Origin of the sequence: Nitratidesulfovibrio sp. 1201_IL3209, assembly GCF_036763125.1 — a bacterium.
Classification (GTDB): Bacteria; Desulfobacterota; Desulfovibrionia; order Desulfovibrionales; family Desulfovibrionaceae; genus Cupidesulfovibrio.
In genome coordinates this window covers 77,311-91,543 of the sequence record NZ_JBAIYT010000005.1, presented here as the reverse complement: position 1 = coordinate 91,543, position 14,233 = coordinate 77,311, and the positions used below count along the sequence as shown (strand labels likewise).

The following is a 14,233-nucleotide window of genomic DNA, read 5'->3' as shown; positions in this document are numbered from 1 at the left end:
GACGACGGCCCGGCCCCAATCCGGCCCAATCCGGCCCAATCCGGCGCGTGCCCGCGCTCCCGGCAATTCCAAGGAAAGTACCAGACAAGGCATGGACATCATCACCCCCCGCGCCCTTTCCTCGCTGCTGCGCAGCGCGCCCGTGCGGCGGCTGTGCCTGCTGCTGGTGCTGGCGTGCGGGGTGTTCACCCTGTTCCTGCTGCACGCGGTGCATACCTTCTGGGAAACGGCGGAAACATACCGCAGCAACCATCTGCGCGAAATGGTGCTGCTGGCCCGCAACCAGGTGCAGCCGGTGCTGGACGAACTGGCCTCCGGCGTCTACGGCCGGGACCACGCGCTGGTGCTGGTGCGCGAACGGATGCGCACCATGACCTTCAACGACACCCGTGGCCCCAACTACATCTTCATGAGCGGCTACGACGGCACGATGCTGGTCCAGCCCTTCGAGCGGCAGATGGAAGGCCGCAGCGGCCTCGACCTGCGCGACGCGCACGGCGTGGCCATCATCGACGGGCTCATCGAGACCGCCCGCGCGAACCCGGACGGCGGGTTCTTCTCCTATCACTACACGCCGCCGGGCGGCAGCGCGCCGGAAGAAAAGCTGTCCTTCGTGCTGCCCATCCCCGAACTGGACTGCTACATCGGCACCGGCACGTACCTCGGCGACGTGCACGCCGGCGAGCGGCGGTACATCCTGGCCACGGCCGCCCTGGCCGTGACGGTGTTCCTGCTGCTGGGGCTCACCTTCGTCACCGCCCTCGGCGCCCTGGCCCGGCGCGGCGCGGAACTGGAACGCGAGGTGGAGGAGCGCAAGGCCGCCGAACAGCGGCTGGCCGCGGCGGAACTGAAATACCGGTCCATCTTCCAGAACGCGCAGGAAGGCATCGCCGTCATCCAGGACGGCCTGCTGTCCTTCGTCAACCCGCGCATCGGCGAAATCCTGCGCCGCCCCACCCACGAACTGGTGGGCACCCCCTTCACCGACCACCTGCACCCGGCCGACCGGCCCATGGCCATGGACAGGTACATGCGCCGCATGGGCGGCGAGCCACCGGGCACCCACCCGCCGGTGCGCATCCTCGTGCCCGAGGGCGAGCGCTGGGTGTTCGGCACCGGGGTGCTGCTGGAATGGGACGGACGCCCGGCGGTGCTGGTGATGCTGACCGACATCACCGACCTGAAGGAAGCCGAACAGGCCCTGCACGCGCGCGAGCAGCAGTTCCGCGCCGTGCTCACCCAGGCCCCCTTCGCCATGGCCCTGCTGCACCCCGACGGCACCCTGCGCGAGGCCAACGCCGAATGGCTGGCCCTGCACGGGCTGACGGAAGCCACGGGCAACCCGGCCGTGTACACCCTGGGCCGGGACCGCTACGTGCTGCACGCCCAACTGCTCGGACTGGCGGACGCCGCCCTTGCGGGAGAGCCCATCGTCACCGAACCCCTGGAATTTCCGCCCGGAGCCACGCCCGACGGCCACCCCCGCTGGATGGCCCTGCGCCTGTACCCCGTGGGCGGCGCGCCGGGCGCGCCCGACGCCGTGGCGTTCATCCTGCACGACCTGACGGTGCTCATGGACTCGGAGCGCGAACGCCAGGCCCTGCTGGCCGACCTTTCGCGCGCCAACCGCGCCCTGTCGCGCGCCCAGCGCCACCTGAAGGGGGTGCTGGACGCCATGCCCTCGGCCATCGTGGTGGCCGACGCCGCCGACAGGGTGGTGCTGTGGAACCCGGCGGCGGAACGGCGCTTCGGCGTCGCGGGCCAGGCCGCGCACGGCCGCCCGCTGGCGGAGGTGGCCCCGGAACTGGCCCGCCACCTGCCCCGCCTGCACGCCGCGCGGCGCGGGGGCATGGCCACGCCGCCGGAACGGATCGTCACCCCCGTGGAGGGCCCGGCGGGCGCCCGGCCGGACGGCCTGCCCGGCGAATTCCGCCGGGTGGAGGACGTTACCGCCATCCCGCTGGAAACCGGCGAGGAGATGTGGGGCATCCTGCGCCTGGACGACGTGAGTGAGCGCGCCGCCATGGAAGACCTGATGGTGCAGGCCGAAAAGATGGCCTCGGTGGGCGGCCTTGCGGCGGGCATGGCCCACGAGATCAACAACCCCCTGGGGGGCATCCTGCAAGGGGAGCAGAACCTGCGCCGCCGCCTGCTGGACGACCTGCCCGCCAACCGCGCGGCGGCGGAACGCAGCGGCGTGACCTTCGACCGCATCGCCGCCTATGCCGACGAACGCCGCATCGCCGGGCTGCTGGACGGCATCCGCGAATCGGGCGCGCGCGCGGCGCGCATCGTGGCCAACATGCTCACCTTCAGCCGCCGCAGCGACCCTTCGCGGCTGCCGGTGCAGATCAACGACCTGCTGGAACGCACCCTGGAACTGGCCGTCACCGACTACAGCCTGGCCCGCAACTACGACTTCAAGCGCATTGCCGTGGTGCGCCGCTACGATCCGCACCTGCCGCCGGTGCGCTGTTCCGCCAGCGAGATGGAGCAGGTGTTCCTGAACCTGTTCAAGAACGCGGCACAGGCGCTGGCGCTGCGCGACGACGGACCGCCCCCGGTGCTGACCCTGACCACCGCCGCCGAGGCCGCGCACGTGCGCATCGAGGTGGCCGACAACGGCCCCGGCATGCCGCCCGAACTGCGCCGCCGGGCCTTCGAGCCCTTCTTCACCACGCGCGAGGCGGGCGCGGGCACCGGCCTTGGCCTTTCCGTGGCCTACTTCATCGTGGTCACCAACCACAAGGGCACCATCACCATACAGGAAGCGCCCGAAGGCGGCGCGGTGTTCGTGGTGCGCCTGCCCCTGGCCTGAACCGCAGGCATCGCTCCCGCCTTTTCCGGCTTCCGGCCGCCGCCGCGCTCCGTCCTTCCCCGCCCCGCCCGGCCTGCTCCCGCACACCAGTTCCTGCACACCAGTCCCGGACGGCCCCCGCCTCCGGGGCTTCCGCCGCGCCGCGCCCTTCGCGCACCGTGGCTTCTGCAAATCGTCACACGCCCGTCACCGCCGTCACCCGCGCCTTCATGCTAAACCCGCCCAGAGACGACCCCGGCGCCGCGCCATGTCACGCAGCCGTCACCGCCCCGCCGGGCACGCACCCGCAGACGACACGCTCACCGTCCCGCGCGAGGTTGCGGTCCGCACGCCGGTCGCGGAACTCGCGTCCGCGCGTCCGGCAACGTGCCCCACACGGTATCCTGGGGGGATACATGCAACATACCTGGCTGGAGCCGTTCCTGGAAATGTTCGGCCGCAGGCGCGACGACACCGTCCACCCACCGCACCCGGACGGTCCGCCGCCGTCCGGCGCGGACGCCACGCATGCCTCGCCGTCCTTCTCGACGCTGGAAATGGACGGGACCACGCCGTCGGGCGGCGGCCCCGGCGATGCCCCCGGCGGCGCGCCCGGCGCCGCATCCGGTCCCATGGCGCCCTCGCCTTCCCCGTCCGACCGGTCCGACCGGTCTGGCCCCGGCGGCCCCATCGCCGTCGAGGCCTCGGTGCGCGATCTGGTGGCCCGGCACGAAGCCCTGCACATGCTGCTGGTGCGCATGGTGGACCACGTGCTGGTGCGCGACCTGTACGGCGAGGAAATCACGGCGGGCATCGAATCGCTGCTGGTGGAAGGACTGTGGGCGGCGGTGCCCGGCCTGAGCGGCCAGCCCGCCTCGGCCCACCACCTGCTGCCGCTGGAGACCGGCGAATTCCTGGTGTTCTGGCCGGAACCGGCGGCGCGCCCGCTGCGCCTGGCCGACGCCGCCTTCACCATGAAGCTCAAGTTGCAGCACCACCTGAAGGATTCGGTGCTGCGCTGGACCGGGCGCGAGGTGAACATCGGCGTGGGCTGCGCCACCTACCGTCGCCGCCCCGACGCGGAACCCCGCCAGGAATTCTTCCAGGCCGTGCGCGAGGCGCGCACCATGGCCCGCAAGGAACTGGACCTGTCCGACCTGCGCCTTGCGCGCGACTTCAAGGCGGTGTTGCAGGACAACGCCATCCGCACCCTGTACCAGCCCATCGTGCGCTTTCCCACCGGGCGGATCATGGCCTGGGAAGCCCTGAGCCGCGGCCCGGTGGACACGCCCTTCCACTCGCCCATGATGCTCTTCGACATCGCGGAGGAGTTGGGCATGCTCTTCGCGCTGGAACGCATCTGCCGCGAGCGGGCCATCGCCTGCGCGGGTGCCCTGGCCCCGGACCAGAAACTGTTCCTGAACATCCACCCGCGCACCCTCACCGACCCCGGCTTCACCCCCGGCAGCACCATGGAGGCGGTGCGGGCCATGGGCCTTGCGCCGGAGAACATCGTGTTCGAGATCACCGAGCGGCATTCCATCCGCGATTTCGGGGTGTTCTACAAGACGCTGTCGCACTACCGGGGGCAGGGGTTCAAGGTGGCCATCGACGACGCGGGCACCGGCTATTCCGGACTGGCCACCATCGCGGAACTGAAGCCCGACTTCATCAAGATCGACATGTCGCTCATCCGCAACATCAACCGCGACCCGGTGCGCCGCGCGCTGATGGAAACCCTGGTCAGCTTCGCCGAAAAGATCGGCTCGCGGGTCATCGCGGAAGGGATAGAAACCCGCGAGGAGGCGGCCACCCTGATGGCCATCGGCGCGCACTACGGGCAGGGCTATTACCTGGGGCGGCCCGACTACCCCAAGTCGGAAACCCACGTGGACATCGGCGAACTGCGCCCCGCCGCGCAACTGCCCAGCGTGGGCGGGCTGGCCTGCTCCATGCCCGTGGGCGAACTGGCGGAACCGGCCCACACCGTGCCGCCCACCACGCTGGCGGGCGAGGTCCGCAAGCTCTTTGAAGCCTCCGATCCGTTGACGAGCATCGCCGTGGTGGACGAGCGCCACAAACCGCTGGGGCTGATCATGGACTACCACCTCAACCGCCAGTTGTCGGCGCAGTACGGGGTGGCGCTGTACTTCAAGCGGCCGGTGTCGGCGGTGATGGACACCCGCCCGCTGGTGGTGGAGGAATCCACCCCGGTGGAGGACGCCGCCCGCCGGGCCATGTCGCGCAGCCGGTTGCAGGCGTACGACGACATCATGGTCACCCGGGGCGGGGTGCTGGCGGGCATCGTCTCGGTGCAGCGGCTGCTGCACAAGCTGGCCCAGGTGCAGGTGGAACTGGCCAAGGGCACCAACCCGCTCACCGGCCTGCCCGGCAACGTGGCGCTGGAAAAGGAACTGGAGACGCGCCTGGCCGGGGGGCAGCCCTTTTCGCTGCTGTACGCGGACCTGGACAACTTCAAGAGCTACAACGACACCTACGGCTTCAAGAACGGCGACCGGATCATCCTGCTGCTGGCCAAGGTGCTGTCGTGGGCGGTGCAGCGGCACGGGGCCAAGGGCGACTACGTGGCGCACATCGGCGGCGACGACTTCGTGTGCATCACCTCGCCCCGCCATGCCGAGCGGGTGTGCCGGGCGGCCACGCGCTGCTTCGGGCGGCTGGTGCGCGGCTGCTACTGCGCCGAGGATATCGCGCGGGGCTGGATCACCGCGCGCGGGCGCGACGGCATGGAGCGGCGCTTTCCCTTCGTCTCGGTGTCATTGGCGGTGCTGGACTGCCACGAGCGCAGCAACCTGCACGAGATCGGCGAGCGCGCCGCCCACGTGAAGCACCTGGCCAAAGCCATCCCCGGCAACGCCTACGTGCTGGAATGCGGGGTGTGCCAGATGCGCGCCCTGCACTGAGATCACGCGGCAGCCATGTTCCGCACACGACGGCCCCCCCACGGTGCAACGCGGGGGGGCTTGTCCGTCCGGCGGGTGCACGCGGGCACGGAGCCCACAGGAGGAGCACACGACTCCGTGCTTTCGGACGAATATGGCGCCGCCCGCCGCGCCATGCGCAGCGGGCGGCGGCAAGAGACCAGCTAGGGCAACATCCAGCCGATAACGTAAGCCTGCAGGGTCACCAGCACGCAGATCACCAGGGTCATGGCGATGCTGTGCCCCAGGGCGAAACGGAACAGCGCCCCTTCCTGGCCCACGGTGTGGGTGGAGGCCGTGGCCACCGAGATGGACTGCGGCGAGATCATCTTGCCGGTCACGCCCCCGGTGGCGTTGGCGGCCACGGTCAGGTACGGGTCCACGCCCACGGCGCGGGCCGTGGCCTGCTGCATGCTGCCGAACAGCGCGTTGGACGAGGTGTTGGAGCCGGTCAGGAACACGCCCAACCAGCCCATGATGGGCGCGAAGAACGGGAACAGCGCGCCGGTGTGGGTGAAGGCGATGCCCAGGGTCGAACTCATGCCCGAGTAGTTCATGAGCTGCGCAAGACCCAGGATGAGCATGATGGTCAGCACCGGGAAGCGCAACTGATGGCAGGTGCGCCAGAAGCAGCCGATGGCCCGCTTCATGCCGTAGCCGGCCCCGGACCGGGACATGACGGGCACGGACAGCAGCCCCGCCAGCAGGATGGCGGTGCCCCCGGCCGACAGCAGGTTCAAGGTGTACTTGGCCGCATAGGGAGCGTCCTTGGCCACGATGGGCGCGGTCTTGGCGATGGCGCCGTGCAGGCCCGGCCATTCGATGGCCTGGATGTAGACCTTGTTCAGCCCGGCCTTCACGCCGTCCAGCCCCCAGAAGAACACGAACACCGCCAGGATGGCGTACGGCGCCCAGGCCCGCAGGATCTCGCCGGTGGTGTGGTGGGCGCTGGCCGCCGCGCTGGCGGGCTGTTCGTCGGCGAAGTGCCAGGTGCTGGCGGGCTTCCAGAAGCGCAGCAGCACCAGCAGGCCGACGATGGTCACGATGGCCGCCATGACGTCGGGCAGCGTGGGGCCGTGCAGTTCGGCGAACAGGAACTGCGTGCCGCTGAAGCACACGCTGGCCACCACGATGGCGGGCAGCACCTCCATGGACCGGCGGAAGCCGCACATGACCACGGTCATCCACAGCGGCACCACCAGCGCAAACACCGGCAGCTGCCGCCCCACGTACTGGCTGAGCACGGCAACGTCCAGGCCGCTGACCTGGCTGGCCACGATGACCGGAATGCCCAGCGCCCCGAAGGCCACGGGCGCGGTGTTGGCCACCAGGCAGATGCCCCCGGCGTACACGGGGCTGAAGCCCAGGCCCATGAGCATGGCCGCCGTGATGGCCACCGGCGTGCCGAATCCCGCCGTGCCTTCCAGAAACGCCCCGAAGGCGAAGGCGATGAACAGGGCCTGCAACCGCCGGTCGTCGGTAAGCCGGGCCAGCGAGCCCTTGATGATCTCGAACTCCCCGGACTCCACGGTCATGTTGTACAGCCACACGGCCGTCAGCACGATCCAGATGATCGGGAACAGGCCCATGGCCATGCCGTACAGCGTGGCGTTGACCGCAAGGCCCACGGGCATGCCCCACACGCCCACGGCGACGCACAGCGCACCGGCCAGCCCCAGCGCGGCGGCCATGTGGCCCTTGGCCCGCCGCACGGCCAGCATGTAGAAGAGTATCGCCAGCGGCAGCATGGCCACGCAGGCCGAGGCGGCGATGTTGGCAAACGGATCGTACTGCTGCACCCAGTTCATGAATGCCCCCTGTGGGTTGATGTGCGTGGGCGGCGGCGCGCGCACCCTGCGTGCGCCGCGCCGTATGCTGCGTGGCGCGGCCACATTCCCGCCTGCCCGCGCGATGCCGGGCGGCGGAAACGGCACCGTGACCGCTTGAACCTCGCTGCTTCTGCTGTTAGCCAAGGGGTCTGGCAGTTGTGAAATGAATTGTCTTCATGAACCGCAGTCGAAAATGGAATGGCCATGCACCTCAAGGTATTGCGCTGCTTTGTCGAGGTGGTCCGCGCGGGCGGGTTTTCCGCTGCCGCGCAGACCGTGTGCGCCACCCAGTCCACGGTCAGCAAGGCCGTGCGTGGGCTGGAGGAGGACTGCGGGGCCATCCTGCTGGAGCGTACCCCGGCGGGGGTGACGCTGACGGCGGCGGGAGAGGTGGCCTACCGCCGCGCGCTGGCCATGCTGGCCGAAAAGGAGGCCATGGACGCGGAGATGGACGACTTGCGCAACGTGCGGCGGGGCACGCTGCGCTTCGGCGTGCCGCCGGTGGGCAGCACCCTGCTGTTCGCCCGGCAGTTCGCCGAATACCGCCGCCGCTATCCGGGCGTGCGCATAGAACTGCGCGAAAAGGGCTGCTATGCGCTGGAAGAGAGCGTGCTGCGGGGCGAACTGGAAATGGCCCTGGCCCTGCTGCCCGTATCCGGCCAGTTCGAGGTGTCGCCCCTGTGCGACGAACCGCTCATGGCCCTGCTGCCGCAGGGGCACCCCATGCAGGGCTGCGCGGCCTTGCGCCTGCGCGACCTGGACGGCAGCGCGTTCATCCAGTTCGAGCAGGGCTTCGCGCTTAACGCACGCATCCGCGACTGCTGCCTGAAACAGGGGGTGCACCTGGACGAAACCCTGTGCAGCGGCCAGATACCTTTCATCATCAGCCTGGTGGCCGCCGGGCTTGGCGTGGCGCTGGTGCCGCGCCTGATGTTGACGGAACCGCTGCCGCAGGGCGTCCACCGGGCCCTGCTGGACGACGGCGAGTTGCGCTGGCGCGCGGTGCTGGCCTGGCGCAAGGGGCACAGCCTGTCCCCGGCGGCGATGGCGTGGCTGGACCTGATGCACGAAATGCCGCCGCGCATCCCCGGGGGCACGGACGGCGGCCGGGCGCGGGCGGGCGCAGCGGATACGCCCGATGTCGGCACGGTGGAAGCAACGCTAGGCCGGGGACGGGAAGGGACGGCGGCAGCGGCAACGGACGAAAAAGCCCCACCGGTCAGGGCGGGGCGACGTTGCGCGGCGGGAGGGGCGTGCGGCCGGAAGCGCTGATCAGCGCTCCTGCATGCCCTGCGCCACGCGCACCAACTGGGCGGCGTCGAGGATCAGCGATATGCCGCCCTCGGCGTCCACGCTGGACCCGGCGATCCACGCGGCGCGGCGGCACGGCCCGCCCAGGCGCTTGATGACCGCCTGTTCCAGCCCGGCCACGCCGTCCACGGCAAAGCCCACGGGCTGGCCGTCCACGTTGGCGATGATCACCCGCTCGTAGGCGGGCTGCCCGCCGGGCACGTCCAGGAAGCGGCGCAGGCTCAGGCACGGCACCAGCCGTTCGCGGTACTCGATGAGGCCAAGCGTGACGGCCTCGCCGTCCACGAAGCGTTCCAGGCACGCCTCCACCTGGGTCAGGGGCAGGATGAACGCCTCGTCGCCCACGCGCACGCGCAGGCCGTCGATGATGGCCAGGGTCAGGGGGATGCGCAGCCGCCAGGCCGTGCCGCCGCCCCGCCGGGTGACCACGTCCACGCTGCCGCGCAGGGCTCCCAGGGCCGTGCTGACCACGTCCAGCCCCACCCCGCGCCCGGACAGGTCGGACACGCCGCTGGCCGTGCTGAAGCCGGGCAGGAAAAGCAGTTGCAGCAGTTCCGCCTCGCCGGGTTCGGCGTCAGGAGCAAGCAGGCCGCGCGCCACGCCCACGGCGCGCAGCCTGTCCAGGTCGATGCCCGCGCCGTCGTCGGACACGGTGATCAACACCTCGCCCCCGGCATGGGCGGCGGACAGGCGCAGCACCGCCTCGGCGGGCTTGCCCGCGGCCAGGCGCGCCCCGGCGGGCTCCACCCCGTGGTCCATGGCGTTGCGCACCAGATGCAGCAGGGGGTCGCGCAGGTGGTCGATGACGGTCTTGTCCAGTTCCGTCTCGCCGCCCTCGGCCACGAAGCGCACCTCCTTGCCGAGGCGCGCCGCCAGATCGCGCACCAGCCGCCGGAAAGCGTGGAAGGTGGCGTCCAGCGGCACCATGCGCACCGACATGGTGCTGTCGCGCAGCGATTCGGTAAGCCGTTCCAGCCCTTCGGCCAGTTCGCGCAGGCGCGGGTCGTCGTGGTCGGTGGCGATGCGCGAAAGGCGCGCCTGCAGGATGACCAGTTCGCCCACGTTGTCCAGCAGGCGGTCCACCTTGGCGCTGTCCACGCGCAGGCTGGTGGTGGGGCCTTCGTCGCCGCCGGGGCGCAGGGTGCCCGCCGGGTCGACGTCGTCCCCGGGCGATGGCGCGCATTCCGGCGCCGGACGCGGCGCGGGCGCGGAGGCGGACGGCGACATGGGCGCAGACGTGAACGGGGGCGGGGACGCCTGCGGGAATCCGGCGGAAGGCACGGCCGGGGCCACCGGAGCGATGGCGCCACCGGCCCCGCCCTGCCCGCGTACCGCCCGCAGGGCATCGTCGCCCGCACCGGCGGCGGCCAGCAGCCCGGCCGCGTCGGCAACGCCGTCCTGGGCCGCGATGCGGCACAGCAGTTCCGGCGGGGGCAGCAGCCGTTCCTCGCCCAGCGCCACCACCTCCAGCCCGGCCTCGTCCATCAGCGTGGCGAACGGCTCGCGCACCATGGCCACCGGATGTTCCGTGACCAGCACGGCGTCCCAGCGCAGATGCACCGTTTCCGCGTCCAGCCCGTCCAGTCCGGGCACGGTTTCGCAGTGGGGCCAGAGATGCAGCGCGCCAAGCCCGCGCAATCCGTCCAGCAGCCGGGAGGGGTCCAGACCCCGGCGCAGCGCGTCGGCCGAGGGGGCGTAGCGCAGCCAGTACACCCGTGGCTCGAACGGGCTGCCGGCGGGGATGCCGGACAGGGCGGGCGGTTCACCCGCGATGCGGCCCGGCGGCGCCGGAACGGCATCCGAAGCGGCATCGCCAGGCGGGGGCACGGCCATGTCGCCGGCGGCGTGCGGGGCTTCCTCCCCGTCGGGCTGAGCCGCCGGGGGCGCCCACTGCGCCGCCAGCCCGCCGATGCGGTCCAGCAGTTCGCGCTCGCGCGCGGCCACGGCGGCGGCTCCCGCCGGGGAGGAACCCCCGTCCTCCGCCGACGCACCCGAAGCACCCAGTTCCAGCAGGTCCTGCAGGTGGTCCTTGGCGTCCAGCCCCAGGGCCAGCAGTTCGGACGTGGCCGGCATGCCGGCCTTGCGCACGCTGTCGAACAGGTCTTCCACCACGTGGGTGAACCGGGCCACGGCCTCGAACCCGAACATGGCCCCCGTGCCCTTCAGGGTGTGCAGCGCCCGGAACACCCGCGCCATGAGCGCGGCGTCTCCGGGGTGCGACTCCAGTTCCAGCAGGGCTTCCTCGAGGTCGATGAGCAGGTCGCGCGCTTCCTCGGTGAACACGCGCCGCGCGGTGCCGCCGGGGTTCATGCGCCGCCTCCGCCGCCGTGGGCGGCCCTGTTCCGGAAGTTCCGGGTGTCCGGCCTGTCTGGCGTGTCCGGTGCGTCTGGAATATCAGCGACGCACGCCGCGCGGGAATGGGGACGGCCATCGGCGGCGGGCGAGGCCGGGGAATTGGCGGGCTCCTCGTCGTCGAACAGGCGGTCGGCGTCCAGCAGCAGCACGTGCCGTCCATCGTGGCGGAATATCCCGGCCAGCACGTCGGCGGGCACGGGGGTGCCCATGCGCGGCGGGGGCTCCACGGCGGCGGCGTCGATTTCGATGACCTCGCGCACGGCGTCGGCCAGGGCGCCTGTCAGGGTGATGCCGCCGCCCGCCTCGGGCAGCGCGGGCGCCTCCACGATGACGATGCGCGAATGCACGGTGCGCGCCACGCTGCCCATGCCGAGGCGGGTGCGCAGGTCCACCACCGGTACGGCCGCGCCGCGCAGGTTCACCACCCCGCGCACGTGCGCGGGCATGCGGGGGATGCGCGTCAGGTCGCCGAAGTCCAGCACCTCGCGCACCACGCCGATGTCGAGGGCGAACCGCTCGTCCCCCAGGGTGAGGGCCAGCAGCCTGCGGGTGGGGGCAAAAGGGGCCGGTCCCGCCTGGAGCGACGGGCGCGCCACGCCACGCGGCACGGCGGGAGCCCGAGGCGTGGCCGCCGCGCCCCTGCCGCCCGCATCCCCCTGCGGCGCCTGTCCGTTGTTGCCCTGCTGCACGTCGTGGTTCCGGTTGCGCGGCGGGTCACGCGGTGACCCGGTCTGAAATGGCGTCTCCGCCCCCCAATCCGGGAGCAGTCCTGCTAGAACCGTTCGAAATCCTGGTCGTCGGCATCATCCGTGAGGTCGATGCGCACCTTGCGCGGGTCGCCCTCTCCCAGCGCGGGCATGGCGGCAGGCTGCGGCCCCGGCGCGCGCTGGGCCTTGGGGGCCATGTCCGCCGTCAGCCGGAAGAACGACACCGTGCGTTGCAGGTGGGCCGCCTGGGCCGACAACTCCTCGGACGTGGAGGCCACCTCTTCGGAGGCCGCCGCGTTCTGCTGGATGACCTGGTCGAGCATGTGCAGGGCTTCGTTGACCTGGCTTGCGCCCTCGCGCTGCTCGAGGCTGGCGGCGGCGATCTCCTGCACCAGTTCGGAAGTGCGTTCGATGTCCGGCACCAGCTTGCCCAGCAGTTCACCGGCCCGCTCGGACACCTCCAGGCTGGCGCCCGAAAGACGGGTGATTTCGGCGGCCGCGGCCTGGCTGCGTTCGGCCAGCTTGCGCACTTCCGACGCCACCACGGCGAAGCCGCGCCCCTGCTCGCCCGCGCGGGCCGCCTCGATGGCGGCGTTCAGGGCCAGCAGGTCGGTCTGCCGGGCTATTTCCTCGATGATGGAAATCTTGCTGGCGATCTCGCGCATGGCCTTCAGCGTGGCGCCCACCGCCGTGCCCGACTCGCGGGCGTCGTCGGCCGCGCGCACCGCGATGGCTTCGGTGGTGCGGGCGTTCTCGGCGTTCTGGGCGATGCGCGCCACCATCTCTTCCATGGAGGCGGAACACTGCTCCACCGAGGCCGCCTGCTCGGTGGCCCCCTGCGAAAGCGCCTCCGCCGTGGCGCTCAATTCCTCGCTGCCGGCCGCCACGTTCTCGGCGCCCACCTGCACGTCGCGCACCACGTCGGACAGGCGGCGCACCATGTTGCCCAGCGAGGTCAGCAGCCGGTCGTTGTCGCCGCGCGGGTCCAGCGACACGCGCAGGTCGCCGGTGGCCAGGGTGGACGCACTGCGCGCGATGGAACGCTCGACGGACACCATCTCGCCCAGGGCGCGCATCAGTTCGTCGCGCGGGCCGCGCATGCCCACCTCGATGTCCACGTTGCCCCGGGCCAGTTCGCGGGCCGTGTCCACCACGCGGCGCTCGGCCTCGAGCATCTCGTGCATGGCCTGCAACAGCCTGCCCACTTCGTCGGTGCCTTCGGCCCGGACCTCCAGCGAGGTCTCGCCCTGGGCCACGGCCTCGGCCACGGCGGCCGCGCGGGCAATGCCCCCGCGCACCGACTTGCCGATGAGGATGGCGAACAGCAGGCCCAGCACCAGCGCCCCGCCCGCCACGCCCAGCGAGATCACGGACGAGCGGCGCACCGCATCCTCCATGCGGTCCTGCTGGGCGTCCTTCACCGCGATGACGGTATTGCGCACGCCATCGGCCACGCTGGCCATGCCCGACAGGCGATTGTCGCGTTCGGTCTCGTCCTTGACCAGTTGCTCCACCTGTTCGCGGTAGGCGCGCGCGCTGGCGAGCACCGACGACGCCAGCTTCCAGCTTTCTCCGGAACCTTCGCTGGCCGAAAGCCCGGACGCGGCGGCGATGGCCTTGTCCAGGCGCATGCGGGCGCGGGACAGGGCATCGGCATCGCCCCGCCACAGATAATAGAGCACGTCCACGCGCGACTGCAGGAATTCCGTCTCCAGCGTCACCAGTATCTGCAATTCGTCGCGCCGGGACGCAAGGGCGGGGTTGGCCTGCACGATCATGTTCAGGCGCGCGGCATGCAGCCGTTCCACCCCTTCCTGCAGGGCGTTGGCGGCCTGCACGGCGTTCTTGATGGTCTGGTCGCGGTGGGTGAGCACGCCGTCCAGTTCCAGGAACTTGCGCCGGTAGTCGGCATGCATGGGACCCAGCACGTCCAGGCCGCCCCCGCGCACGCCCTCTGCGGCAAGGCGTTCGCGCAGCGCGGCGATGCCCTCGGCATCCCTGCCGTGCTGCGCTTCGAAGGCGCGCACGTGATCCCGGCCCTGGGTGAGCAGGTAATACAGGATTTCCACGCGCGAATGCTCCATGCCCGCCACCAGCGCCTGGGCGTTGCCCGTGATCTCGGACTGGCGCAGCAACTGCTGTTGCTGTTGCCACGAGAAGGCGACCACCGCCGCCACGATGAGCAGCAGCGAGCCGAACCCCAGGCTGAGCTTCATGAACAGACTGCAATTCTTGAGCATCCGGAAACCCCTTGCCCTGTCGAGAAGTCGAGAAATTGAACCGGCCTGCGCC

Annotated in this window: 7 protein-coding genes; 3 read left to right on the top strand and 4 right to left on the bottom strand. The window is 71.1% G+C overall.

Annotated elements, in window-relative coordinates:
* Positions 1–91: 91 nt before the first annotated feature.
* Both V6B97_RS04580 and V6B97_RS04575 read left to right on the top strand, forming a co-directional pair.
* Complete coding sequence (locus V6B97_RS04580) at positions 92–2,818, top strand: cache domain-containing protein (protein ID WP_333505309.1); 2,727 nt, start codon at positions 92–94, stop codon at positions 2,816–2,818.
* Positions 2,819–3,213: 395 nt separating this feature from the next.
* The gene (locus tag V6B97_RS04575) at positions 3,214–5,721 is read left to right on the top strand and encodes a GGDEF domain-containing protein (RefSeq protein ID WP_333505308.1); all 2,508 of its coding nucleotides are present in this window, start codon (positions 3,214–3,216) and stop codon (positions 5,719–5,721) included.
* Between the two features lie 182 nt (positions 5,722–5,903).
* On the opposite strand, the gene V6B97_RS04570 is transcribed toward V6B97_RS04575, so the two are convergent.
* A complete protein-coding gene (locus V6B97_RS04570) occupies positions 5,904–7,547 on the bottom strand; it encodes an L-lactate permease (protein WP_333505307.1) in 1,644 nt (547 codons plus the stop codon).
* Between the two features lie 225 nt (positions 7,548–7,772).
* Here V6B97_RS04570 and V6B97_RS04565 point away from each other — a divergent pair, with 225 nt between their 5' ends.
* Entirely contained in the window at positions 7,773–8,840 is a 1,068-nt protein-coding gene (locus V6B97_RS04565; protein ID WP_333505306.1) for a LysR family transcriptional regulator, read from the top strand.
* Here the strand turns inward: V6B97_RS04565 and V6B97_RS04560 are convergent, their stop codons facing one another.
* From V6B97_RS04560 to V6B97_RS04550, 3 genes are all read right to left on the bottom strand, one after another.
* Positions 8,841–11,189: a chemotaxis protein CheA gene (locus tag V6B97_RS04560; protein WP_333505305.1), complete on the bottom strand. Its 2,349-nt coding sequence runs from the start codon at positions 11,187–11,189 to the stop codon at positions 8,841–8,843.
* Positions 11,186–11,923 carry a chemotaxis protein CheW gene (locus tag V6B97_RS04555; protein ID WP_333505304.1) on the bottom strand — a complete coding sequence of 246 codons (738 nt, stop codon included), beginning with the start codon at positions 11,921–11,923 and terminating at the stop codon, positions 11,186–11,188. Before V6B97_RS04555 ends, V6B97_RS04560 begins: the two co-directional genes overlap by 4 nt.
* Positions 11,924–12,006: 83 nt before the next feature.
* On the bottom strand, positions 12,007–14,181 hold the full coding sequence (locus V6B97_RS04550) for a methyl-accepting chemotaxis protein (protein WP_333505303.1): 2,175 nt from the start codon (positions 14,179–14,181) through the stop codon (positions 12,007–12,009).
* Positions 14,182–14,233 lie beyond the last annotated feature (52 nt).